This is a genomic window from Paracoccus aestuariivivens (genome assembly GCF_009711225.1).
Classification (GTDB): Bacteria; Pseudomonadota; Alphaproteobacteria; order Rhodobacterales; family Rhodobacteraceae; genus Paracoccus; species Paracoccus aestuariivivens.
The window spans coordinates 317,094-341,950 of sequence record NZ_WMIE01000001.1; the positions used below are offsets into that span (position 1 = coordinate 317,094).

A 24,857-nucleotide genomic window follows, 5' to 3' on the forward strand; every position below is an offset into this window, starting at 1 on the left:
AACGGTCAAAGCCGCTCAATCCTCGGTCAGAGCGTCGTCACCTTCTTCCGAGGCACCGAATTCCAGACCATGGCTGGCACGGATCTTGTCCTCGATCGCGAACGCCATGTCGGCATTGTCGCGCAGATATTGTTTCGCATTTTCGCGCCCCTGACCGATGCGCTCATCGCCGTAGGAATACCAAGAGCCCGACTTTTCGATGACACCGGCTTTCACCCCAAGATCAATGAGTTCACCGACCTTCGAAATACCCTCGCCATAGATGATGTCGAACTCCACCTGACGGAAGGGCGGTGCCACCTTGTTCTTGACCACCTTGACGCGGGTAGCGTTACCGACGACTTCGTCCCGATCCTTGACCGCGCCGGTGCGGCGGATATCGAGGCGCACGGATGCATAGAATTTCAGGGCGTTACCGCCAGTCGTCGTCTCGGGGCTTCCGAACATGACGCCGATTTTCATCCGGATCTGGTTGATGAAAATCACCATACAGTTGCTGCGCCCGATGCTGGCGGTCAGCTTGCGCATGGCCTGGCTCATCAGACGGGCCTGACTGCCCATCTGCATGTCGCCCATGTCGCCCTCGATTTCGGATTTCGGAGTGAGCGCCGCGACCGAGTCGACCACGACCAGACTGACTGCACCCGACCGCACCAAGGTGTCGACGATCTCGAGCGCCTGCTCGCCAGTGTCGGGCTGGCTGATCAGCAATTCGTCAAGGTCAACGCCCAGTCGCTTGGCATATTGAGGGTCCAGTGCGTGTTCGGCATCAACGAAAGCGCAAACGCCGCCTTTTTTCTGTTCCTCGGCGACGACATGCAGTGTCAGCGTCGTCTTGCCCGAGCTTTCCGGCCCGAAAATCTCGATGATGCGCCCTTTGGGCAGCCCCCCGATGCCCAAGGCGATATCCAACCCCAGCGAGCCGGTCGAGGTCGCTTCGATCTCGGTCACCGGACTGTCGCCGCCGAGCTTCATGATCGAGCCCTTGCCGAACTGCCGTTGGATCTGCGCCAGCGCGCTGTCCAGAGCCTTTTGTTTGTCTGCCGATCGCTTATCGTTCATGTCGAAAAGTGTCGCCCCTGCCATGCGGTCCTCATGTTTATTTCATGCCCCGCCCTTCGGAGCAATCGCCGCCAGCCCGCGCAATGTTCACGGGATGTTCCGATTTGAGCAGATTTTCCTAAAATTGCAAGAACAGCCTGAATATTCGTGGATCAACAGCAAGACCCGCTGCCCGATCATCACAGTGAAAGGTTAAGAAACAGTTTACAGCGCTCATCGCGACAGTTATCCCCTGCCCGACGCGATATCACCAAAAGGCGGCCATAATGTTGATTTTTTGGGAAAAACGGCTTGTGTTCCTGGCGACTCCGAAAGCCGGGTCCACCGCAGTCGAGGCCGCACTGGAATCACTGGCGAATGTTGCCGTGCAACGCCCCTCGCCGCTTAAACACACGGATTTGCAGTCCTATCGACTCTATATCGAGCCATGGCTGCGCCACGTGACCGGTCAGACATTTACCACGGTAGCCTTGATGCGAGAGCCTGTCGGCTGGCTGCAAAGTTGGTACCGCTTTCTGCTTCGCGATGACATCGACGATCCCGATCATGCGATAAATGGTGTCAGTTTTGCCGAATTCGCACGCACTTATGCCGATCCTGCCAGTGGATTTCACCGCAAGATCCGGAGTCAGGCCGCATTCCTGACGCATGGAGAGGATCATGCCGACCGTATCTTCCGCTATGAAGACATGGAGGCGTTCACCGATTTTCTTGAAGACAGCCTTGATTGCGCAATCAGCCTTCCGCGCTTGAACGTACCTCCGGCAGTCGATGTGTCGATGAACCAGGAGCAAGAAAGCACGCTGCAACGGTTCATGCGTCGCGACATCGAGCTTTACGCCTCACTTTGAGACGGGCGTTTCGACCCGCAATTGCTGAGCCACCAACGCCGTCAACTCGGTCAGAGAAAAAGGCTTTGGCAGGAAGACCGAGTTCGGAATCGGAACGTGACCTTCGCTGAACACGTCCTCGGCATAGCCCGACATGAAAATGACGCGCGTCTGCGGCCTGTCCCGCAAAGCAGTCCGAACCCATGCCGGTCCATCCATACCCGGCATGACAACATCCGTCACGAATACGTCGATGTGCAAACGGTGATCGGCAAGCAAGGATAGCGCCTCCTCGGCCGAGGCTGCTTCGATCACCCTGATTCCCTGCAACTTCAGGGCGCGGCTTGCGAATGCTCGCACCGGCGCCTCATCTTCGACCAGAAGGACGGTTGCTTCGGTCTCGAACCGGGTTGCGACCTGTGGTGGTGGCGTACCGATTAACGCGGTCGCTTCTTCGACCGGATCATGGGCGGGAAAGATCAGCGAAAACGTGCTGCCCTCACCAAACGTGCTATCGCAAAAGATGTAGCCGCCCGTCTGCTTGACAATGCCATAGGCGGTGGACAGGCCAAGCCCGGTCCCCTCGCCCAGTTTTTTCGTGGTAAAGAACGGCTCGAATATCTTGCTCAACTCTTCTGCGGGTATTCCGCAGCCCTGATCGCGGACCTGAACCCGAACATACTCGCCTGCAGGCAGATTGGCTTGGCCTACCCTTGTGGCCTCGGACAAACAGAGGTTGTCAGTCGCAATCGTGATTCCACCGCCATTCGCCATCGCATCGCGCGCGTTCACGACCAGGTTCATGATCACCTGCTCAAGCTGACGTCTATCAGCCCGGATCATGCGAAGCGATGGATCGTGATCAAAGGTCAGGTAGACGCGTTCTCCGACCAAGCGGTTCAACAAATGGGTCAGATCGGAGAGCGAATCTCGCAAATCGACAATCTGAGGCTTCAGCGTCTGCTTGCGCGAAAACGCCAGAAGCTGGCGCACAAGCGCTGCGGCCCGATTGGCGTTCTGGCTGATCTGGTCGAGATCGGCGAAGTCCGGGTCTGCCTGATCATGCCGCAACATCAGCAAGTCGCAATGTCCGGTAATTGCCGTCAGGAGGTTATTGAAATCATGCGCAATTCCACCTGCCAGCTGGCCGATTGCTTGCATTTTCTGGCTTTGGACGAACTGCGCCTCAAGCGTCTTCATCGCGCTGGCATCCGACAGGACAGCAGTCACCTGATCATCCGTTCCGCGGGTAAGGCTGACCTGAATGAAGCGATCAGGATTACCGCTTCTGAGGTGAAGAACCTCGGATCCATGTGCCATCCGCCCGCTGCTGACATCCGAGACCCAGTCCGCGATCTCTCTGCCAAGCCCATCAAGATGGGTCGCCAAAAGTTGGCCGGGATGCGCCCCCTCCAGCAGATCGCGACCGAAGGCGTTGATCCTGAGTATTTGGGATCTGGCATCCAGCGTCAGAAGCGGGACCGGCAACCACTCGAAATCGCATTTGACGGGATCAGAGGTTTCGGCAGCCGGAGCCGGATCCGGCGCGGTTTCGATTTGCCAAAGCTGCATTCCGCCGTTGTGTAGACCAATAACGGAAAACCGGCCCATCTCGCCCAGTTCACACGCGCTACAGCCGGTTTTGGCCAAAGTCAGCCTGATATCGTGCCAAGCCTGCTTCGGATCGGCAACACAGTACCCAAGCTTCTCAAGAATACTCGTTCCGAACTGATCGCCGTAGCGCGTGGACCACATCTGATTCTGGAACAGAATGGCCCCATCCGGACCAACGACGAAGGCCGGAACCGTACTGTCGGCCAGTTCCTTGCGCGCATTCAGAAGCTGCCGGCGCGCCACATGCCTGCGGCCACCTATCGCGACGACAGTTTCTGCGACGACGATTCCAACGGCGAGGAAGCAGCCCAGAAATGCCGACGAGATAAGCGGAGCCGAAGCCGGTTGTGGCACCGCAAAGATCAGACCCGTCAATGGCAGCATCAAAGCCGGAAGCGCGAATTTTATTCGAAGCAAACCTGCCAGCCTAGACGTCATCATATTCCCTTCGCCTGCGGGAACACGTTTACGCGCCGCCAATTAACGAGGGATTAACGTCGCCTCAGAATTGCCACAAAAAAACCGTCGGAGGCATCCAAGGGTGTGAAGACCCGCTGCGAATGTAGCTCGAATTCCGAGCGTCCGGCAAAGGCTGCGACCTGTTGGCCGTTCTCCTCGTCTATTAGCGAACATGTCATATAGGCGAGATAACCGTTGGGCGCGACATAGCGGCCGGCATCGTCAAGAATACCCGCCTGAATCTCGACCAGATCCCGCAACCGGTCACGATCAAGACGCCACTTGGCGTCCGGTGTCCGCCTCCAAGTGCCGCTGCCCGAGCACGGAACATCCGTCACGACCAGATCGAATGTGCCGCGGATTTGTCCCGATTTGGCGATACGGACCTTGGCGCCAGCGCGATCTGCGCGCGATGGCAGATCATTCATCCTGGCCGGGTTGGCGTCATGTGCGGTCACATCAACATTTCCCCGCGCAGCAATGGCAAGCGACTTGCCCCCACCCCCTGCGCAATAATCCAGAACCTTCTGCGCGGTCGGTAACATGGCACAGGCAAGCTGGGGCGATAAGTCCTGCAATTCGACCAGACCGTCGCGATAGGCCCGCGCATTCGAAACCTTGCGAGCCCCTTCGATGACGACAAGCGCCGTCGGAAGCCCTGTAAATGATTGCGCGACGATCCCATCCTGCGCGAGCGATGCGATTGCCTGTGCAGGCGTCGCCCGCAAGGCATTCGCCCGAAGCCAAACCGGCGCGCGTGCGCTCATCGCCCGAGCGACCGGCTTTGCGTTCGCACCAAGCGACCCTGCCCACAAAGGTTGCACCCAATCGGGAAGATCCAATGCCTCGGCCTCGGTCGGCTGACGCCCCTTCCCGAGTTCGCCACCCGCGAGTTTCGCGGGTGCATGCCCTTCGCCCGTAAAGATCTGAACGGGATCGAGCCCCTCTTGAAGGCACATTCCAAGGATCAGTCCGCGACCGGTCAGCGCACCGCCAAGCGCCGCACGGGACCGCCGGCGGCGCAGGCTGTCAAAAACCAGATCGCGGATTGCTGCGCGGTCCCCCGAGCCGGCAAAGCGACTGCTCCGCGACCAGCGCAGCAACGCGGCCTCGGCCGGGTCGCCCGACAGGATCTGATCAAGAATGGTAATGGCGGCCTGAACACGCGCGGCAGGGGTCATGGCAATCACGATCTTTGGAACAGAGGCCCAGAAAGGGCCTGCGCCCGATATTGTCAATCCCGAAGCTCTTCCTGGATATCGGCTGATGGTTGCGCAAAGAACGGACCGCCCGCCCGCGCGACGATCAGCGGCCCCCGCGAACGCGCAAAGGCCGGGCCAGACCCTTGTCCGATAGCAGCAAGTGAACCCGGCCTTCCGGTAACCGCCGTGCCCATGGGCGCACCCAGCAGCATCAGGCGTTGGCGCACCTGCTTCCGGCTATCTGCCGTAATCGAGGCGAATTGGTTATAGGTTTCGGGCGCACTGGTCATGCCGGAAAAGCCACGCTTCTGCAGCACAGCATAAAGCGTATCGAATCGCGCCAGATAGCGTTCGGCATGGGCCGTCGTACGCGAATGGAAAGCGCCCGCAGCACGACGCCAATCCGCCGTCTCGCTGTGGAGTTGGGCAACAAATCTCGCCGCGTAACGGGCATTCTCCAGCGGATCGAACATCTGCTCGATATTGCTGAAGTTCATCCCGTGCCATCGATAGTTCAGCTGGAAGCAACCGATATCAAGGTTGGTCCGGCCCTGCGAAATCCGGTCATGGGCGAAGGTGATTGCGGATTGCGGGTCGTCGAACCATGTCCCCTCACCCTCGGAATTGGCGCTCCATGCCCAAGGGCGAACGACACCGCCCATATGGCGACCTGTCTCGGTCAGGGTCAGCGCCCCCATGATCTCGACAGGGACGCCCGTCTCTTGCGCGGCTTGCACGGCAGCCCATTCGCAGACATCAGCCGCAGGCAAGGTAAACGCCCTGCCCGTAGCCAGTAAAGTCATGGCGAGAATGCAGAATATGCGAAGCAAATCACCGTCCGGCCGATTGGTTACACCGGCCAGACTATGCGCAACGATTTAAGATTTGGTTTCCCGTAATGAAAAGGGCGGCCGAAGCCGCCCCTTCAACCTTAGCCCAAACGGTAGTTCGGGCTTTCGCGGGTGATCTGCACGTCATGGACGTGGCTTTCCTTCAGGCCCGCACCGGTAATGCGAACAAATTCGCAACCACCACGCATTTCGGCGACGGTGGCATTGCCGGTATAGCCCATCGCAGCGCGCAGACCGCCAACCAGTTGGTGGATGACCGCCGCAGCCGAGCCCTTGTAGGGAACCTGACCCTCGATCCCTTCGGGGACCAGCTTGTCCGAGGCCGCGTCCTTCTGGAAGTAACGGTCGGCCGAGCCGCGCGCCATGGCGCCAAGGCTGCCCATGCCGCGATAGGATTTGAACGAACGGCCCTGATACAGGATCACCTCTCCGGGGCTTTCGTCGGTTCCGGCAATGGCCGAGCCGACCATGGCGCAGCTTGCACCCGCCGCGATCGCCTTGGCAAAATCGCCCGAGAACTTGATCCCGCCATCAGCGATGACCGGAATGTCGCCCGCGCCCGAGACCGCATCCATGATCGCAGTCAACTGCGGAACGCCGACACCCGCGACGATGCGGGTGGTGCAGATCGAGCCCGGACCGATGCCGACCTTGATAGCATCCGCGCCCGCGTCGATCAGCGCCTTGGCGGCGGCGGCGGTGGCGACGTTACCGGCGACGACCTGAACCTCGTTCGAATGGGCCTTGATACGGGCCACGGCCTTGGCGACGCCTTCGGAATGGCCATGCGCGGTGTCGATCACCACCATGTCCACGCCAGCATCTACCAGCGCCAAGCTACGCTCATAGCCTTCCTCGCCTACGGTCGAGGCGGCGGCGACGCGCAGGCGACCCAGACCGTCCTTGCAAGCCAGCGGGTTCAGGACCGACTGCTCGGTATCTTTCAGGGTCAGAAGACCCGTCAGACGGCCTTCGCCGCTGGTGATCAGCAGTTTTTCGATGCGGCGGGCCTTCATCAGGCTGATCGCCTCGGCCCGGTCGGCAGGCTCGCGCAGGATCGCCAGATTGTCCGAGGTCATCACGGCATGGACCGGCGTGCGGTCATCGCTGGCAAAGCGCATGTCGCGGTTAGTGATGATGCCGACAACGCGGCCAGCCTCGTCCACCACCGGAAAGCCGGTGACGTTGTAGCGTTCCTGCAGCGCCTTGGCATCGGCGATGGTCTGATCGGGGCGCAGCGTGATCGGGTTGTAGACGATGCCCGATTCGAAGCGTTTCACACGCCGGACCTCGGCGGCCTGCTGTTCGGCGGTCAGGTTGCGGTGGATCACGCCGATCCCGCCCGCCTGAGCCATGGCAATCGCCATGCGGCTTTCGGTGACCGTGTCCATCGCGCTGGAAAGCAGGGGAATGTTCATCCGGATCTGCTTGGTGACAAAAGTTGTCACATCCGCCGTCGAGGGCATCACCGAGGAAGCCGCAGGTACGAGAAGAACGTCGTCGAAGGTCAGAGCCTCACGAATCTGCATGGGAGCATCCTATCAGGGGTTCGTTTGGCAGTTTCCCATTTCACGGAGCCGCCCGATTGTCCAGTACGAGAACGTCGCACCCCGCAAGAATAGCGATTCCTCCTGACACGCCACTGTTGTAACGCCGCCGCAGTCACACGCGCAAAGCGCGAACGGGGATACGACGCCGCGTCAATCCATCGATATGATTGACGCAAGCAGATTGGCTGCGAAATGCTCGGGTCAGGTTCCTCGCGAACCGCGAATGGGAGGAAAACATGAAAAATACTATGACCGGGCTGGGCCTGCTGCTTCTCAGCACCGCCCCGGCACTGGCCGGTGGAATCGAGCGTGCGCCGCAATCCTTGGCGGTGCTTTTCGAGAATGGCAATTACGTCGAACTCAGCTTCGGTGGCGTCGATCCGACCGTGAAGGGTCACGACATCTTGGGCGGCAAAACCGGCGACGTGGCGCAGGGCTACGGATTCGTCGGCCTGTCTTACAAACACCAGTTCAACGAAAACCTGTCGGGCGCGTTCATCATCGAGCAGCCCTTCGGCTCGGACCTGCGCTATCCGCTGGCAAGCGATGGCGGTTCGGTGGTGCTGGGGGGCACGCGGGTCGAAGTGAACTCGACCACCTATACCGCGCTGCTGCGCTACAAGTTCGAGAACAACTTCTCGGTCCATGGCGGTCTGCGGGCATCGCATGCGGATGGGGGCGTGACGCTGGACGGCGCGGGCTATCAGTCGACCGCAGGCTATGATCTGAAAATCGACGGCGCATGGGGCATGGGCTGGGTCGCGGGTGTTGCCTACGAGATCCCGGAATATGCCGCGCGCGTATCGTTGACGTACAACTCGGAAATCGACCACGACTTCGACCAACAGGAAAGCGGCGGCCCGCTTCCGGTGACGATGAACGGCAAGTACGAGGTCACCACCCCGCGCAGCTGGACGCTGGAAGGCCAGACGGGGGTGGCCGAGGACACGCTGGTATTCGGCTCGATCCGCTGGGTGAAATGGTCCGAATTCGAGGTCAACAACTTCCTGTTCCCGATCGTGACCCCGCTGGGAGAAATCCCGCTGGTCGAACTTGAGGACACCACCACCTACACGATCGGCGTCGGCCGCAAGTTCACCGAAAACTGGTCGGGTTCGGTCGCCTATATCTACGAGCCGAGCGTGGGCGGAAAGATCTCGCCGCTGGCGCCCTATGATGGCCGCAAGGGCATTCAGGTCGCCGCGATCTACACGATGGACAACATCAAGGTCTCGACCGGAATCAACTATTCGAAACTGGGCGATGCCGATCTGGGCGTCGGCTATTCCGGCAACAAGACCGCCGTCGGAGAAACCACGGACAACGAATTGTGGGGCGTCGGCGTCCGCGTCGGCTATTCGTTCTGATCCTGACCCCGAAAAGAAAGGCCCCGGAGATTCCGGGGCCTTTTTCGTTTACGCCGTCAGAGCCTGCACCAAGGCGGTGAAATGCTCGCCGCGTTTCTCGAAATTCGGGTATTGGTCGAAGCTGGCGGCAGCGGGGGCCAGCAGGACCGTCTCGCCGGGCTGGGCCTCGGCGCGGGCGCGGACCACGGCCTGCTCCATTGTTTCGGCAATCTCGTAGGGAGTCTGGCCGATCTGAAGCGCGAAATCGCGGGCCGAGTGCCCGATCAGATAGGCCTTGACCACCTGCCCCAGATGCGGGGCAAGCGCCTCGATCCCGCCATCCTTGCCCATACCACCCGCGATCCAGCGGATGTTCTGGAAGGCCGTCAGCGCCTTTGCTGCGGCATCGACATTGGTCGCCTTGCTGTCATTGACCCAGCGCACGCCGTCGATCTCCGCGACGGTCTGGCTACGATGCGGCAGACCTTGGAAACTGTGGAAGGCGCGCTCGATCTCGCGCGGGGCGATTCCGACAGAACGCGCGGCGGCATAGGCCGCACAGGCGTTCTGGTGGTTATGCTCGCCCGGTAGGCCCTTGATCTCGCGCAGGTCGATCGAGGCGACCTGACGACCCTTGCGATATTCCGACAGGTAGCCTTTGCGGGCGAATACCGACCAACCAAAGCGTTCCAGCTTCTGTCCGGAGGAAATCCGGATCACGCGGTCATCGGCGGGGCTCATGGAAAGCTGGTCGGCCAGATAGCGGCCCTCGACCTCATCAACACCAATGACGGCACGGTCTGGTCCACCCTCGGCGAACAGCCGACGTTTGGCGGCGAAATAGCCGCCCGGTCCGCCGTGACGGTCCAGATGGTCGGGCGACAGATTGGTAAAGACCGCGACATCAGGCGTCAACGCGCGGGCAAGATCGGTCTGGTAGCTGCTCAGTTCCAGCACGACGACCTCACCATCCTCGGCAGGTTCGAGCGACAGGACGCCCGTGCCGATATTGCCGCCAAGCTGGGCGGGGCGTCCGGCCTCGTGCAGGATGTGATGGATCAGCGCCGTGGTCGTCGATTTGCCGTTCGAGCCGGTGATCGCAATGACGCGCGGCGCGGTGTCGAACCGGTCCCAGTCGCGCGTGGCGAAACTGCGAAAAAACAGGCCGATGTCATTGTCCACCGGCACGCCCAACTCATAGGCCATGGCAATGACCGGATGCGGCTTGGGATAAAGATGCGGAATGCCCGGACTGGTGATCAGCGCCGAGATCCCTTCCCAGTTCCGCTCGCGTGTCATGTCAAGGACGGTCATGCCGTCGGCGGCGGCCTTTTCGCGGGTATCGACCCCGTCATCCCAGACGACGACATTGGCCCCGCCCTCGGCGAGGGCGGCAGCAGTTGCGCGGCCCGAACGGCCGAGGCCGAGCACGGCGATAGTTTGATTCTCGACGCCCTGAACCGGGATCATGGCACTTCCTTCAACTTGGCAGGCCGGGACACGCCGCCCCGGCCCGCCAAGAATATTGACCCTGATAGGAAGTTGCGAGAGGCCTTAACGCAGCTTCAGCGTCGCAAGCCCGATCAGCGCAAGGATCAGCGCGATGATCCAGAAACGGATCACGATCTGCGCCTCGCCCCAGCCCTTCTTCTCGAAGTGGTGGTGGATCGGCGCCATCAGGAAGACGCGTTTTCCGGTGCGCTTGAAATACAGCACCTGAATGATCACCGACATCGCCTCGACCACGAACAGGCCGCCGACGATTGCCAGAACGATCTCGTGTTTGGTGACGACCGCAATCGCCCCCAAGGCGCCACCCAGCGCCAACGAGCCGGTGTCACCCATGAAGACTGCGGCTGGCGGGGCGTTGTACCAAAGGAAACCCAAGCCACCACCGATCAGCGCGGCGACGAAGACCGCTAGTTCGCCGGTGCCGGGGACAAAATGGACGCCCAGATAATTCGCGAAATTGGCGTTCCCGACCATATAGGCGATCACCGCGAAGGTCGCCGCCGCGATCATCACCGGCATGATCGCCAGCCCGTCCAGACCATCGGTCAGGTTGACCGCATTCGCCGCACCAAGGATCACGATGACGCTGAACGGCACATAAAGGATGCTGAGATTGATCAGAGCGTCCTTGAAGAAGGGCAGCGCCAACTGACCGCTCAGTGCCGCCGGATGCAACCAGGCCGCCGTACCGGCAGCAACTGCTGCAATGACCATCCCGATGGCCAGCCGGACCTTGCCCGAAAGCCCCGCGTGGTGCTGCTTGGTGACCTTGGCATAGTCGTCGGCAAAGCCGATGCCGGCAAAGCCCAGCGTGACCAGCAGGACGATCCAGACATAGCCGTTGTCGAGCCGCGCCCAAAGCAACGTGCCCACGATTAGCGCAGCAAGGATCAGCAGACCGCCCATCGTCGGCGTGCCCGCCTTGGAAAAATGGTTCTGCGGGCCGTCATCGCGGATCGGTTGGCCTTTTTTCTGCTTGCGGCGCAGCAGGTCGATCAAGGGTCGGCCAAACATGAAACCGAAAATCAGCGCGGTGAAGAAAGCTCCGCCCGCGCGGAAGGTGATGTACCTGAAAAGGTTGAAAAAATCCCCGCCATCAGAGAGGGTCGCAAGCCAATAAAGCATTACTGGTTCCTTTCGCCAGGCGGCGTGCTTTGCCGCGTCCGCCGCAAGGCGTCAACCACGGTCGAGACTTTCGAGGATTTCGAGCCCTTGACCAGCACGATATCGCCCATGGTCACCAGCTCCCCGACCTTTTCGGCCAGCTCGGCCGCGCTTTCGGCATGAAAGCCGCGGCGCTTTTCGGGCAGGGCATCGTGCAAGGCACGCATGCGCGGGCCGGCGGTGTGAACCAGATCGACCGAAGCCATCGCCGCATCATCGGCCATATCGCGGTGCATGGCGATTTCATCGGCGCCAAGCTCCAGCATATCGCCAAGAATGGCGACGCGGCGGCCTCCGGTCAGACGGGCAAGCGTCGCGAGCCCTGCCGACAGCGAGGTCGGATTCGAGTTGTAGGCATCGTCGATGAGGCGGATACCGCCCAGATCCTCGACAGCGCCACGGCCCAGCGGCGGGTTCCAGCCCCCCAACGCCTTGGCCGCAGCCGCCACATCGGCCCCAGCCGCCCCGAGCGCGCCCAGCACCCCGACGGCGTTCATCACGAAATGCGTGCCTGCACTGGCCAAGGTGAAATCGACCGTCTCGCCCAGAACGCGCGCACGCACCTGCGTCACGCCATCGGTCGTCTCGGCCTTCAAGGGCTTGGCCATGCCGTTCTGGCCAAAGCCGATGACAATCGCTCCGGCATCATCCGCGCAATCGCGCAGGATCTGGGTCACGGCCAGATCCTCGGGCAGCACAGCGGTTCCGGGTTGGGTCAGGCCACGGAAGATCGCGCCCTTTTCGCGGGCGATGCCCTCGATCGCACCGAAGGCCTCAAGATGGGCAGCCGCGACCGTGGTGATCATCGCAACATGCGGACGGGAAAGACGGGCCAAAGGCTCGATCTCGCCGGGGTGGTTCATGCCGATCTCGATAATGGCGAAATCGGTATCGGCGGGCATCCGCGCCAGCGTCAGGGGCACGCCCCAATGGTTGTTGTAGCTAGCCTCGGCGGCGTGAATCCTGCCCTGCCCCGTCAATGCGATACGGGCCATTTCCTTGGTCGAGGTCTTGCCGACCGAGCCGGTGATCGCAATGACCTTGCCCTGCATACGGGCACGACCGGCGCGACCAAGCGCCTCGAGCGCGGCCAGCACATCTGGCACGACCAGCAGTGGCGCATCGGGCGCGACGCCTTCTGGGATACGGGTGACTAAAGCCGCGCCCGCGCTCTTTTCCAGAGCCTGCACCACGAAATCATGCCCGTCCCGTGCCGCTTGAAGCGCCACGAACAGATCGCCCGCCTCGATCGTACGGGTGTCGATCGAAACACCATTGATCACGAAATCGCGGGTGGCGTGACCGCCCGTTGCAACGGCAGCCTCTTGCGAGGTCCAAAGTGTCATATCTTGCCATCCAGTGCCGCGACGGCCACCGAGGCCTGCTCTGCGTCGTCAAAGGGGTAAACATCATTGCCGATGATCTGGCCGGTCTCGTGCCCCTTGCCCGCGATCAACAGCGCATCGCCGGGTTGCAGGGCATCGACGCCGCGCAGGATGGCCTCGGCACGGTCGCCCACCTCGATGGCGTCGGGTCCAGCACCGGCCATGACCTCGGCGCGGATCGCAGCGGGGTCTTCGGAACGGGGATTGTCATCCGTGACAAAGACCACATCGGCGAATTCGCACGCCGCCTCGCCCATCAACGGGCGTTTCAGGCGGTCGCGATCACCGCCCGCGCCAAAGACCACGACGATGCGGCCCATGACATGCGGACGCAGCGATTGCAGCGCCGAGGCCAGCGCGCCGGGCTTGTGGCTGTAGTCGACAAAGATCGCTGCGCCATTGTCGCGCATGGCTGCCAGTTCCATCCGGCCGCGCACGGTCGAAAGTTGCGGCAAAGTATCGAAGACGCGGGAAGGATCGTCTCCGGCGGCGATCACCAGACCTGCCGCCGCCAGAACGTTCTCGGCCTGAAAACCACCGATCAGGCCAAGACGCACAAGATGCGCCTGACCTTGCCACGAAAAGCGCAGATCCTGTCCGGTGGCGTCATAGCGTTGGCCAAGAATGCGCAGATCCGCCGCGCCATCACGTCCAATCGTGGTCAGCCGCAAACCCTGTTCGCGCGCGATCTGCGCCATCTGACGGCCGCGCGGGTCATCGATATTGATGACGGCATCTGCACCTTCGTCAAGAATGTGATTGAACAACAATGCTTTGGCGGCAAAGTAATCGTCAAAGTCCTTGTGATAATCCAGATGGTCCTGACTGAAATTGGTAAAGGCCGCGGCCTTCAGCCTGACGCCATCCAGACGACGTTGGTCCAACCCGTGCGAGGACGCCTCCATAGCGGCATGGGTCACGCCAGCAGCGGCGGCCTCGGCCAGGACGCGGTGCAGGGTCAACGGCTCGGGCGTCGTATGGGCAAGCTTGGCCTGAAAGTCACCCTGAACCCCCATGGTGCCAAGGCTGATCGCCTTATGTCCCAGCTCCTGCCAGATCTGGCGGGTAAAGGTCGCGACCGAGGTTTTGCCGGATGTTCCCGTAACGCCGACCATGGTTTCGGGCTGGGCGGCGAACCACAAAGCCGCCGCACCGGCAAGCGCGGCGCGCGGATCTTCGGCGACGACCAGTGCCGCGTCTGATCCGGCCAATTCGGCTGCGGCAATCTCGGCGCCGTGGCGGTCGGTCAGGATCGCACCGGCCCCTTGGCGCAGCGCGTATTGGATGAATTCGCCCCCATGTCGGGCCGAACCCGGCAAAGCCGCAAACAGATAGCCCGACCTGATTTCCCGAGAATCAACGGAAATTCCGGTCACCTCGGGGTCGCGCCCCTTGTCCCCCCTTAGCCCCAGAAGGGACAGCCGCATCGCCCTGTCAGTCACAGAAACCTCGTTTCTCAGTTCGAGACGAGCTTTATCCCATCCGCCAGAGGGCGTTCAACCGTGGGAAGCGGGGTCTCGGTCAATGGGCGCAAGCCCAGAAGCGGTGCAAGGCGGCGGACCATCTCGCCCGCGACAGGGGCCGAGGTCGCGCCAGCGGTGCGGCTTTCCCCGCCCGGACCGGTCGAGGTCGGCTCGTCCAGCGTCACGACCAGCACATATTCCGGGTTGCTGGCCGGGAATACCGAGGCAAAGGTCGATACCACCTTGTTCTTGTAATATCCGCCCGAGGGGCGCGGCTTGTCGGCGGTGCCAGTCTTGCCGGCGACTTCATAGCCCACGACATCGGCGCTGCGGCCGCTGCCGCGGACCACGACCTGACGCATCAGCTGCACGCCGGTCTGGGCGGCTTGCGCCGAGATGACCTGCTCGCCTTCCTTGCGGGCCCGTCCATGCACCAGCGTCGGCGAGACGCGTTTGCCGCCATTGGCAAGGGTGGCATAGGCGCTGGCCAGATGGAGCGGGCTTGCCGCCAGTCCGTGCCCGAAAGAAACCGTCGCCGAGGTCACTGCAGGCCAGCGCTTGGGAACCAGCGGCTTGCCCGTCGGCCCCTCGCTCATTTCGACGGGGGTCGGCTCGAAGAAGCCAAGTTTCTCAAGGAAATCCTTCTGACGGTCCGCACCAAGCATCTGTGCCACGCGGACCGTACCGACGTTTGACGACTTCACGATGATATCGGTCACCGAGAGGGTGCCGTAATTGTGGCTGCGGAATTCGTTGATCAGGTATTTCCCGATTCTCATCGGTGCATTCGCGTTGATCATGGTGGTCGGGCTGACCAACTTGAGGTCGATGGCCTGCGTGATCGGGAAGATCTTGAAGGTCGAGCCAAGCTCGTACTGGCCCTGCACCGCGCGGTTGAACAGCGGGCTGTCCGACGGATCGCCTGTCAGCAACGGGCGCGGGCGATCATTCGGATCGAAATCCGGCAGGCTGGCCATGGCAAGCACTTCGCCGGTCTTGACCTCCATCAGAATGCCGGTCGCGCCCTTGGCCTTCATGATGTTCATGCCGTTTTTCAGCACTTCCTCCATCGCGGCCTGAACAGTCAGATCGACCGACAGAACCAGAGGCGCGCCTTCGTTCGCCGGATTACGCAGCCAATGGTCAAAGGCTTTCTCGACACCAGCGATACCGACGACTTCGGCGCTGGCGACGTCTTCCTTACCGAAGGTCGAGCCGCCCAGAATGTGGCTGGCGATGCGATCGTTCGGGTAAAGCCGCATCTCGCGCGGGCCGAACAGCAGGCCGGGCTCGCCGATATCATGCACCTGCTGCATCTGCTCGGGCGAAATCTTTTTCTTGATCCACAGGAAGCTGCGCTTGCCCGAGAAGTCCTCTTTCAGATCTGCGGCCTTCAGGTCCGGAAAGATCGCGGCCAGTTTCTCGGCGGCGGCATCGGGATCGACCATCTGGCGGGGATGGGCGTAAAGAGAATGCGTCAGCAAATTCGTTGCCAACACCCGACCATGACGGTCGGTAATGTCGGCACGTTGCGAGATGATCTGGGCTCCGGTGACCTGCGCGCGCGGTTCGCTGGGCTGGCTGGCGGCCATTACCCCCATGCGCATACCGACGGTGACGAATGCCAGCACAAAAGCCATCGCCATGATAAACAACCGGCCCTGCGCCCGATTGCGCGCCCCGTCCTGAATGACGGCGTGTCGTTGGGCGCGGTTCTCGGCCTCGATCACATCGGGGTTTTCACCGGTTTCCCGGGCGCGAAGAATGCGCGCCAAGGGACGCAGAGGGGTGCGGATCATGGCGTCCTCTCCTGTGGTCTGAGTGGCGGGTATCCCGCGGGCCGTTCAATGGGCAGGTGTTCGGGGTCCATCCCCGGCAGGATCGGGCCGTCGTTCAAAGCCGGCATGGCTGGCTTTGGCGCAGGAAAGCCGACCTGCACGACATCGACATATTGCGACGAATCGAACGGCACCAATCTGAGCTTGTCGAAATTCAGGTTCGCCAGTTCGCGTAGCCGGTCCGGACGGTTGAGATAGGCCCATTCGGCGCGCAATACGCCCAGATCCTCGCGCAGGGTCGCGATTTCACGCTGGACCCTGCCCATATCGGACAGGGCAGCCTGAGTGCTGTAATTCTCGCGATAGGCCCAAAACGCCATTCCCATCACTGCCAAGGTCGTCAGCAGATACAGGACCGAGCGCATCAGACCCCCCTTTCATCCAGTTGCGGCAGACCCAGCAGATGCGGGTCGACCTGCCCCGCCGGAGCCGTTGTCCTGATACCCACGCGCAGCAGCGCAGAGCGCGAACGCGGGTTCAGTGCCAGTTCGCTCTCATCAGGCCCGATCGCGCGGCGGAACGGCAACTTGAACGCGGCCTCATCCTGCTCGACGACCGGCGCGTAGCGGCTGCCGCCACCCGCGCTGTTCGAGCGCGACTGCATGAAGCGCTTGACGATGCGGTCCTCGAGCGAATGGAAGCTAACCACCGCCAGTTTACCGCCGGGGCGCAAAGCACGCTCGGCCGCGGCAAGACCAGCGACAAGCTGGCCGAATTCGTCGTTGACCCAGATCCGGATCGCCTGGAATGCGCGGGTCGCGGGATGGCTTTGACCGGGCTTCGGGCGCGGCAAGCAATTCGAGATGATATCCGACAACTCGCCCGTGCGGCTGATCGGACGCGCGGCGACGATGGCCTTGGCGATCCGGCGCGAGGCGCGTTCCTCGCCGTAAAGATACAGCACATCGGCGATCACTGATTCCGGTGCCGTGTTCAGCAGATCCGCGGCCGAGGGACCGTTGCCCCCCATGCGCATATCCAGCGGTCCGTCGCGCATGAAGGAAAAGCCGCGCTCGGCCTGATCCAGCTGCATCGAGCTGACGCCCAGATCCAGCACCACGCCATCAACCTGCTCTCCGGCAAGCGTATCAAGTTCCGAGAACGTGCCCTCGACCAGTTGCAGTCGGTCGCCGAACTCTCCGGCCCATTCCTGTGCCATACGGAACACCATCGGATCGCGGTCGATCCCGATGACCTTTTCCGCGCCTTGGGCCAATAGCCCGCGCGCATAACCGCCCGCGCCGAACGTGCCATCGACCCAGGTGCCCGATACCGGCGCCACTGCCCGCAGAAGCGGACCTAGCAGAACCGAGATATGGGGATCATTCGCATTCGACATCGTCTAGCCTTCGGCTTTCTGGGCCGTGGCCAACAAGGACAGCGGGTCTGCACCCGGTTCGAAATTCGGGACGAGGTCTTCCAGTGCGCTCTCCTGCGCTTCGTAATTCTCGGGGCTCCAGACCTTAAGGCTTTCACCCGCCGAGATAAAGAAGGCGCTGTCGGTCAACCCGATCTTGTCGCGCAACTTCTGCGGCAGGACCAGACGACCGTCATTGTCGATCTCGGTCTCCTCCGCGTGGCCGTAATAGATATTTTCCAGAAGGTTGCGTTCGGCGCTACCGCGCGGCAGTTGCGAGATCTGTTCGTCGATCTCGCCCATCGCCTGCATGGTGTAAAGCTGAAGATGCTTCCAATCGCGGGTGCCGAAAACGATCACCAGTTGCGGGCGTTTTCCGGCTTCCCAGTCGCTGTCACAGGACTCGAACACCCGACGGAACTTGGCCGGGATCGAAACGCGACCTTTCGCGTCGACCTTGACCTCCTCGGATCCTCTGAACCTGTTGCGTGCCACTGGCCCGCACTCCTTCCACTGTCCCGACCTTTCCGGTGCTCCGAAAAGGAAAGGGCGGACCGGGCTGCTGCCACTGCCCGATCCGCCGCCCTCGTTCCCATCTCTGGGCCCCGTAGTTTCGGGGATCGATCCCTGTGTTTGCGCCACCTGGGGGAGGTGCTGCTCGCGCGCCACAAGGTCGTTTCGGAAGCGGGTTGCCTGTATGAAGCCTGCTTGTCGCCTTCGGGGTCTTGTTGCCCCTTGAAGCCCGTTTCCGTGATGAAAGGGATGACATGGGATTACATGGGACGCAATGGGTTTGTTCGGCCCCAAACCCCTTGCAAGCGGGCATCCGCCCGTGAACTTCTGCCGAACTGAAAGTCATTAAAGATTCACAAATGGAAGGTTTGGAAGCTTTGGCAATTCAGACCACTACATATGGTAGCTCGATAGGGGTGAAGCAAAAATCCCACAATTTCCCAGAAAGCGACGGCAGCCTACTGTCAACGGCGGCGCAAGGCGTTATTAGAGCCGACTTTGCCTTTTGCAAATCGGCCGAGATTCGCAGCATTCACGGGTGGTCACGCTCCGGTGATTCGTGGTTGCAATCGCATTCCCATGTTTTCCCAGACAGCGGACAATAAAAAAGGGGGTCGATGACCGACCCCCGCGAATCAACTCCAAGGTGATTCGAACTTACGCCATGCCACCGCCAATCAAACGCTCAGCCAAACGGGCAAAAGCTTGAGCCACCGGACTGTCGGTCGTGGCGATCGGCGCGCCGCCGTCACCGGCCAATCGGACGTCCAGATTCAGGGGAATCTCGCCCAGGAAAGGCAGTCCCATTTGCTGCGCCTCGGACGCGACGCCGCCATGACCGAACAGATGCGCCTCATGGCCGCAATTCGGGCATACATATGTCGACATGTTCTCGACCAGCCCCAGCACCGGAGTCTTGAGCTTGTTGAACATGTCGATTGCCCGACGTGCGTCGATCAACGCGACGTCCTGCGGGGTCGAGACGATGATCGCACCCGAGACCTGCGCCTTCTGGCATAGCGACAGTTGCACATCGCCCGTGCCCGGCGGCAGATCGACCAGCAGCACATCCAACTCGCCCCATTTTACCTGATTCAGCATCTGCTGCAACGCACCCATCAGCATCGGACCGCGCCAGACCAGCGCCTCGCCTTCCTTCATCATCAGCCCGATCGACATGACGGTGACGCCATGGGCATGCAGCGGCTCGATCATCTGGCCGTCGCTGGTCGGGCGCTGCCCGGTCAGGCCCAGCATCCGCGGCTGCGAGGGGCCATAGATATCGGCATCGAGCAGACCGACCTTCCGACCCGCCCGCGCCAGCGCCACAGCAAGGTTCGATGTCAGTGTCGACTTGCCGACGCCACCCTTGCCCGATCCGATGGCCAGAATGCGAGCGACACCGCTGACCGGCTCTGGCCCCGCCTGCGGTGTGGGGTGACGTCCGATTTTCAGGCTGGGCGGCGGCTCACCCTGCCCCGAGCGGGCCACCACCTCGGCTCCGGCCGGAGGACCGCGCCTTGGCCCTGTCGGAGCAGTCATGACAATCTGCACCTTTTCAATGCCGGGAATCGCGCGCAAGCGGCGTTCCGCCTCGGCTTCGACGGGGGAAAGCGCCCGCGCAGCATCGGCATCCGCAGCCTCAATGACGAATCGAACCGTCCCATTCTCGATGGAAAGGGCGCGGATCAGGTCTGCCGAAACCAGGTTCCCGCCTCCCGGAACCGCTACCTGCTGTAGCTCAGAGAGCACACGTTCACGTGATATCGTCATTTCGACCCCCGGAATTCAAAGCGACCGCAGCATGTCAATTTTGACTGCGCTCGGCAAGGCAGGCCGCGATCCATTCTATAACCCCCTGAAACCACGTATAACTTGTGCTGCATTATCGTGATTTCATTGAAGCTGAACCAAGCCCTGTCAAAAAGTTAAGACTTATGAATGATTTGTGGCGCTGATTTTCAAAAGCTATTCGGTTTCTGCATAGCAGCATCACGCCCCCGTCTCTTGTGAATTTGCGTCGGAAATAGCATGTTCGCCCTAACAGAGCGACGGACGATCCGAAGCTCGGGACGATGTAAGAGTGAATGATATGGCTGTTATCGAACTGAACCAAGGCGCGGCTCGTCAAAATCAAGCTGGCGAAGGACGTTTCGGGAACCTTCTGGCCGATTTGCGCGATTACCTGTCTCGCCGGGCGCTGTTCCGCCAGACCGTGCGCGAGCTGAACGACCTGACCGGTCGCGAGCTTGCCGATCTGGGGATCAACCGCTCGATGATCCGCAGCGTGGCTTACGAAGCTGCCTGGGGGTCGAAGTAAAGAATAGAATACCCGACCCTCTCCTCCTCCCTTGGGTCCGGGTTCAGGCGGCATCCTCTCCTCCTCCTCCCTGAGGATGTCGCCGCCCTAATACCGTGAAGCCCCTCCTCCTCCCTGGGCTTCGCAGTTCAGGTGGCACTCTCCTCCTCCTCCCTGAGGGTGCCACCGATCCTATACCGTAAGGCCCCTCCTCCTCCCTGGGCCTTGCAGTTCAGGCGACACCCTCCTCCTCCTCCCTGAGGGTGTCGCCGATCCCATACCGTGAAGCTCTCCTCCTCCCTGAGCTTCACTGTTACGGCGGCCGACCCTCCTCCTCCCTGGGGACGCCGCCACCGATACGGCGAAGCCCCTCCTCCTCCCTGGGCTTTGCGGTTCAGGCGGCACCCTCCTCCTCCTCCCTGAGGGTGCCGCCGAAAAACCACCGGTCGGGACTTTGGAATACGACGGCCCCTCCTCCTCCCTGGGTCGTCGGATAGCGGCGAATGGCTCCTCCTCCCTGCCATTGCCGCACCCCATACGCGGCCCCTCCTCCTCCCTGGGCCGGCGTTACGCGGCGGTGCCCCTCCTCCTCCCTGGGCGCCGCCGCTTTTCATTTCAGCCCAAGACGTTTAAGCGGTCAGCATGTTGTCCTATCAGCACGCCTATCATGCCGGGAATCTGGCCGACCTGCAGAAGCACGCTCTTCTGGCATGGATGCTTGATTATCTGGCGGCCAAGCCAAAGCCGTTGACCTATCTGGAAACCCATGCAGGGCGCGGGCTTTACGATCTGTCCGGCCCTGAATCCGAAAAGACCGGCGAAGCGCGCGCCGGCATCACCCGTGCTCTGGCCGAGGACTGGCTGCCCGCTGACCACCCGCTCCGGCAGGCGCTGGATGTGATCCGCGGCCGCTTCGGACCGAATGCCTATCCCGGCTCTCCCCTGATCGCGCGCGAGTTCATCCGCTTCGAGGACAATGTCCACCTCGCCGAGTTGCATCCGGCCGAGCACGAGGCCCTTCGCCAAGTCGCGGGCTTTGCCCATCTGCACAAGCAGGACGGTTTCGCCATGGCGCAGGCAGTCTGCCCGCCGACGCCGCGCCGCGGCATGATGCTGATTGACCCCAGTTACGAGGTGAAATCCGAATATGACGCCATTCCGCGCCAGATCGGATTGATCGCGCGCAAGTGGAATGTCGGCGTCATCGCGTTGTGGTATCCGCTTCTGACCGATCTGCGGCACGTCCCGATGATCATGGCGCTGCGCACTGCCCACCCCGAGGCGCTGGTGTCAGAGGTGCGCTTCCCGCCAGCCCGTCCCGGGCATGGCATGGTTGGCTCGGGTATGTTCGTGATCAATCCGCCCTACGGCCTGCAAGACGAAGCCCGCCGGATCGAGGCGCTTTACAAACGCCTATAGGCCAGCCCTGCCGCCAGCTTGCGATCGGCGACATCCTCGGGGCCGTCGGCCCAAGGCCGGAACCGCAAGCGGAACGCTGCAAGCCCTGCCGGGCCGTCGGGATAGCCGATCCGCGCCAGACTGTCCGCAAGCGGCAGATCCTGCCCCAAGCGCTCCGGCCACTCGGCAAGTCCCTGCAGCGCCAATCTGCGCCAATCGAACCGCGGGCCGGGATCGATCTTGCGGTCGGGGGCCATGTCGGAATGTGCAATCACGCTATGCGCCGGAATGTTCCAACGCGTCAGGATCTGCCGCAGCAGGGTTTCAAGCGCCGCCACTTGGGGCTCGGGAAAGGGGCGGTCGCCCGGATTGACCAGTTCGATCCCGATCGAACGCGAATTCACGTCATCGCGCCCCTGCCAGCTTCCCGCGCCTGCATGCCACGCGCGGCGATCCTCGGGGACCAATGCCTCGGTCAGGCCGTTTTCATGGATCAGCCAATGCGCGCTGACTTCGGCAACAGGATCACACAAACGCTGGCGCGCCGAAGGACCGTCCGCCATGCCGGTATAATGCAAAACGACCAGCTCGGGACGTTGCCCGCGCCGGTCGCCATGATTGGGCGATAGGCTCAAAGCCCGTTCGACTGCCGCACAGGCCGCGGATCCCAGCCACAAACATAGCCGTCGCCATCCGGATCCATGCCTTTGGGGTCAAGGATCGGGCCGCCCTGCGCGATGAAGCCACGCTGTGCCGCATCGACCGAAGGGTAGCTGCTGCAGGTGCGCGCCGCTTGCGCCACCGAGCCACCGGTCCGCTGGTAAACGCTGGACCCGGGATCGTGATGCTCTTGATAGGCGTATTTCACCAGAACCGGCGTTGTCCCCGCATAAGGTCCGGTCGTCGTGACCGGCGCGGCGTTCGGCGCAGAGCCACGCGGGACCGCGACCACCTTGGCCGGTGTGGTCGAGGTGGGTGTCGCCCCCAGATCCAGAACCGACGGAGCATTTGCGGGCAGCTGTACAGGAATGGCCTGTGGAACCGCGGCCTTCCCGTCCAACGCGACTTCACGCTGCTGCAAGTAACTTGCATAGGAAGAACCGTTGTTCATGGCGCTGTAATTCGGGTTCCACCCCGTATTCTCAGCACAGGCCATCACGGTCAGGACAGGGGCCAGCATGGCCAGTGTCGCCAATCTTAGCATCACGTTCCCTCCAGTTCCGGGCTGTTTACCACCAGCGCGTCGGTTTCGCTGTAAATTCTGCCGCAGTTTCTAACGATTGCGCAAGGTTCAACAGCCCACCCTCGTCCCAGGGACGGCCGATGAGTTGCATTCCAAGCGGCAATCCCTGCTTATCAAGACCGACCGGCACCGATATGCCCGGCAGTCCGGCAAGGTTCAACGTCACGGTGAAGACGTCGTTCAAATACATCTCGACCGGGTTGCTCTTGTCCGCCGTGCCAAGCCCAAAGGCCGAACTGGGCGTGGTCGGAGCCAAGATCGCATCGACACCCGAGGCATAGGCCTGATCGAAGTCGCGTTTGATCAGCGCACGGACCCTGCGGGCGCGGTTGTAATAGGCATCGTAGAAGCCTGCCGACAGAACGTAAGTTCCGACCATGACGCGGCGCTGCACCTCGGGGCCGAAGCCCTCGGCGCGGGTGCGCTCATACATCTCGACCACGCCATCGCCTGCGCCGAGTTTCGCGCGGCGGCCATAGCGCACCCCGTCATAGCGCGCGAGGTTCGAGGACGCCTCGGCCGGAGCAATGACGTAATAGGCCGGAAGGGCATATTTCGCATGCGGCAGGCTGATGTCGACAATCTCGGCACCGGCATCGCGCAACATATCCGCTGCTTTCGACCACAGCCCGTCGATCTCGTCCGACAGGCCATCAATGCGGTATTCCTTGGGAATACCGATCTTCTTGCCGCGGATATCGCCGGTCAACGCAGCTTCATAATCGGGGACCGGACGCTCGGCGCTGGTCGAATCCTTGGCATCGACCGAGGCCATCGCACCCAGCATGATCGCCGCATCGCGCACGGTCTTGGTGATCGGACCAGCCTGATCCAAGGACGAGGCATAGGCGATCACGCCCCAACGGCTGACACGGCCATAGGTCGGACGCAGACCGACCGTGCCGGTAAAGGCCGCAGGCTGACGGATCGAGCCGCCGGTATCGGTCGCGGTCGCGCCAAGGCACAGATCCGCCGCAACAGCCGCAGCCGAACCACCCGAGGAACCGCCAGCGGTGCGCTCGACGCCATCGCCCAGTTTCCACGGGTTGACCGTCGCGCCGTAAACGCTGTTCTCGGTCGAGGAGCCCATGCCGAACTCGTCCTGGTTCAGCTTGCCCAGCATGACCGCGCCCTGATCCCAGAGGTTCTGGGTCACGGTCGATTCATATTGCGGCAGGAAGCCTTCAAGGATGCGGCTGGCCGACTGGCTCGGCACGCCCTTGACGCAGAACAGATCCTTCACGCCGACCGGAATACCGGTCATCGGTGCGGCATCGCCCGCCTTGATCCGTGCGTCGGCCGCCTTGGCCATGTCACGCGCCATTTCGGGCGTATTATGGACGAAGGCGTTCAGCGCGCCCGAAGCGTCAATCGCGCCAAGGCAGGTTTCGGTCAACTCGACCGCGGTGATCTCGCCCTTGGCCAGCGCATCGCGGGCCCCGGCAATGGTCAGTTTGTTCAGATCGCTCATTCCACCACCTTCGGCACGGCAAAGAAGCCCTCGCGCGCATCGGGCGCGTTCTTCAGGACCAGATCCTGCTGTTCGCCGTCGGTGACGACATCCTCGCGCCGCTTCAGGCGCATCGGTTCAACGCCGGTCATCGGCTCGATGCCATCGACATCGACCTCGTTCAGCTGTTCCATGAAATGCAGGATACCGTTCAGTTCCTGCGCCAAGGCCGGCAGGTCCGCATCAGCAACCGCGATGCGCGCCAGATGCGCGACCTTGCGGGCTTCGTCCTCTGTGATCGACATGGGGGCTCCTTTTCGC

Annotated in this window: 22 protein-coding genes; 4 read left to right on the plus strand and 18 right to left on the minus strand. The window is 61.9% G+C overall.

Translation table 11 applies throughout. From position 1 onward, the window contains the following. Positions 1-15 precede the first annotated feature (15 nt). Positions 16-1,086 (minus strand): recombinase RecA, encoded by a 1,071-nt coding sequence (gene recA / locus GL286_RS01675; protein ID WP_155093811.1) that lies wholly within the window; start codon positions 1,084-1,086, stop codon positions 16-18. A gap of 242 nt (positions 1,087-1,328) precedes the next feature. Between recA and GL286_RS01680 the strand changes: the two genes are divergently transcribed. Continuing rightward, positions 1,329-1,913, plus strand: coding sequence for a sulfotransferase family 2 domain-containing protein (locus GL286_RS01680; protein ID WP_155093812.1), 585 nt, complete (start codon positions 1,329-1,331; stop codon positions 1,911-1,913). On the opposite strand, the gene GL286_RS01685 is transcribed toward GL286_RS01680, so the two are convergent. The 4 genes from GL286_RS01685 to guaB form a co-directional block, all read right to left on the minus strand. Then, positions 1,905-3,944: an ATP-binding protein gene (locus GL286_RS01685; RefSeq protein WP_155093813.1), complete on the minus strand. Its 2,040-nt coding sequence runs from the start codon at positions 3,942-3,944 to the stop codon at positions 1,905-1,907. The genes GL286_RS01680 and GL286_RS01685 overlap by 9 nt on opposite strands. A gap of 53 nt (positions 3,945-3,997) precedes the next feature. Continuing rightward, positions 3,998-5,146, minus strand: a complete 1,149-nt coding sequence (locus tag GL286_RS01690; protein ID WP_155093814.1) for an RsmB/NOP family class I SAM-dependent RNA methyltransferase — start codon at positions 5,144-5,146, stop codon at positions 3,998-4,000. A 53-nt stretch (positions 5,147-5,199) separates the two neighbouring features. Beyond that, positions 5,200-5,970: a lysozyme family protein gene (locus tag GL286_RS01695; RefSeq protein ID WP_211596159.1), complete on the minus strand. Its 771-nt coding sequence runs from the start codon at positions 5,968-5,970 to the stop codon at positions 5,200-5,202. Between the two features lie 128 nt (positions 5,971-6,098). Further along, on the minus strand, positions 6,099-7,547 hold the full coding sequence (guaB, locus tag GL286_RS01700) for an IMP dehydrogenase (protein ID WP_155093815.1): 1,449 nt from the start codon (positions 7,545-7,547) through the stop codon (positions 6,099-6,101). 257 nt (positions 7,548-7,804) lie between these two features. On the opposite strand from guaB, the gene GL286_RS01705 reads away from it, so the two are divergent. Then, positions 7,805-8,935, plus strand: coding sequence for an OmpP1/FadL family transporter (locus tag GL286_RS01705; protein WP_155093816.1), 1,131 nt, complete (start codon positions 7,805-7,807; stop codon positions 8,933-8,935). A 48-nt stretch (positions 8,936-8,983) separates the two neighbouring features. On the opposite strand, the gene murD is transcribed toward GL286_RS01705, so the two are convergent. From murD to GL286_RS01750, 9 genes are all read right to left on the minus strand, one after another. Continuing rightward, entirely contained in the window at positions 8,984-10,384 is a 1,401-nt protein-coding gene (gene murD, locus GL286_RS01710) for a UDP-N-acetylmuramoyl-L-alanine--D-glutamate ligase (RefSeq protein ID WP_155093817.1), read from the minus strand. 84 nt (positions 10,385-10,468) lie between these two features. Continuing rightward, positions 10,469-11,551: a phospho-N-acetylmuramoyl-pentapeptide-transferase gene (mraY, locus tag GL286_RS01715; RefSeq protein WP_155093818.1), complete on the minus strand. Its 1,083-nt coding sequence runs from the start codon at positions 11,549-11,551 to the stop codon at positions 10,469-10,471. Continuing rightward, positions 11,551-12,936 (minus strand): UDP-N-acetylmuramoyl-tripeptide--D-alanyl-D-alanine ligase, encoded by a 1,386-nt coding sequence (locus GL286_RS01720; protein WP_155093819.1) that lies wholly within the window; start codon positions 12,934-12,936, stop codon positions 11,551-11,553. Before GL286_RS01720 ends, mraY begins: the two co-directional genes overlap by 1 nt. Beyond that, positions 12,933-14,402 (minus strand): UDP-N-acetylmuramoyl-L-alanyl-D-glutamate--2,6-diaminopimelate ligase, encoded by a 1,470-nt coding sequence (locus GL286_RS01725; protein ID WP_155093820.1) that lies wholly within the window; start codon positions 14,400-14,402, stop codon positions 12,933-12,935. Before GL286_RS01725 ends, GL286_RS01720 begins: the two co-directional genes overlap by 4 nt. A gap of 29 nt (positions 14,403-14,431) precedes the next feature. Further along, positions 14,432-16,237 (minus strand): peptidoglycan D,D-transpeptidase FtsI family protein, encoded by a 1,806-nt coding sequence (locus tag GL286_RS01730; RefSeq protein WP_155093821.1) that lies wholly within the window; start codon positions 16,235-16,237, stop codon positions 14,432-14,434. Beyond that, positions 16,234-16,641, minus strand: coding sequence for a cell division protein FtsL (gene ftsL / locus GL286_RS01735; RefSeq protein ID WP_155093822.1), 408 nt, complete (start codon positions 16,639-16,641; stop codon positions 16,234-16,236). The genes GL286_RS01730 and ftsL overlap by 4 nt, the downstream gene beginning before the upstream one ends. Then, the gene (rsmH, locus tag GL286_RS01740) at positions 16,641-17,615 is read right to left on the minus strand and encodes a 16S rRNA (cytosine(1402)-N(4))-methyltransferase RsmH (protein WP_155093823.1); all 975 of its coding nucleotides are present in this window, start codon (positions 17,613-17,615) and stop codon (positions 16,641-16,643) included. The genes ftsL and rsmH overlap by 1 nt, the downstream gene beginning before the upstream one ends. 3 nt (positions 17,616-17,618) lie before the next feature. Next, entirely contained in the window at positions 17,619-18,128 is a 510-nt protein-coding gene (gene mraZ / locus GL286_RS22840; protein ID WP_170295007.1) for a division/cell wall cluster transcriptional repressor MraZ, read from the minus strand. A gap of 675 nt (positions 18,129-18,803) precedes the next feature. Continuing rightward, a complete protein-coding gene (locus tag GL286_RS01750; RefSeq protein WP_155093824.1) occupies positions 18,804-19,919 on the minus strand; it encodes an Mrp/NBP35 family ATP-binding protein in 1,116 nt (371 codons plus the stop codon). Positions 19,920-20,238: 319 nt separating this feature from the next. On the opposite strand from GL286_RS01750, the gene GL286_RS01755 reads away from it, so the two are divergent. Further along, positions 20,239-20,466, plus strand: coding sequence for a DUF1127 domain-containing protein (locus GL286_RS01755; protein WP_155093825.1), 228 nt, complete (start codon positions 20,239-20,241; stop codon positions 20,464-20,466). A gap of 621 nt (positions 20,467-21,087) precedes the next feature. Next, positions 21,088-21,864 (plus strand): 23S rRNA (adenine(2030)-N(6))-methyltransferase RlmJ, encoded by a 777-nt coding sequence (gene rlmJ / locus GL286_RS01760; protein ID WP_155093826.1) that lies wholly within the window; start codon positions 21,088-21,090, stop codon positions 21,862-21,864. Here rlmJ and GL286_RS01765 read toward each other — a convergent pair. From GL286_RS01765 to gatC, 4 genes are read right to left on the minus strand one after another with little or no spacing between them, the layout of a single operon-like run. After that, positions 21,849-22,478: an N-acetylmuramoyl-L-alanine amidase gene (locus GL286_RS01765; protein ID WP_155093827.1), complete on the minus strand. Its 630-nt coding sequence runs from the start codon at positions 22,476-22,478 to the stop codon at positions 21,849-21,851. The genes rlmJ and GL286_RS01765 overlap by 16 nt on opposite strands. Further along, positions 22,475-23,047, minus strand: coding sequence for a hypothetical protein (locus tag GL286_RS01770; RefSeq protein ID WP_155093828.1), 573 nt, complete (start codon positions 23,045-23,047; stop codon positions 22,475-22,477). Before GL286_RS01770 ends, GL286_RS01765 begins: the two co-directional genes overlap by 4 nt. Before the next feature lie 25 nt (positions 23,048-23,072). Then, positions 23,073-24,557, minus strand: coding sequence for an Asp-tRNA(Asn)/Glu-tRNA(Gln) amidotransferase subunit GatA (gene gatA / locus GL286_RS01775; protein ID WP_155093829.1), 1,485 nt, complete (start codon positions 24,555-24,557; stop codon positions 23,073-23,075). Further along, a complete protein-coding gene (gatC, locus tag GL286_RS01780; RefSeq protein ID WP_155093830.1) occupies positions 24,554-24,841 on the minus strand; it encodes an Asp-tRNA(Asn)/Glu-tRNA(Gln) amidotransferase subunit GatC in 288 nt (95 codons plus the stop codon). Before gatC ends, gatA begins: the two co-directional genes overlap by 4 nt. Between the last annotated feature and the right edge of the window lie 16 nt (positions 24,842-24,857).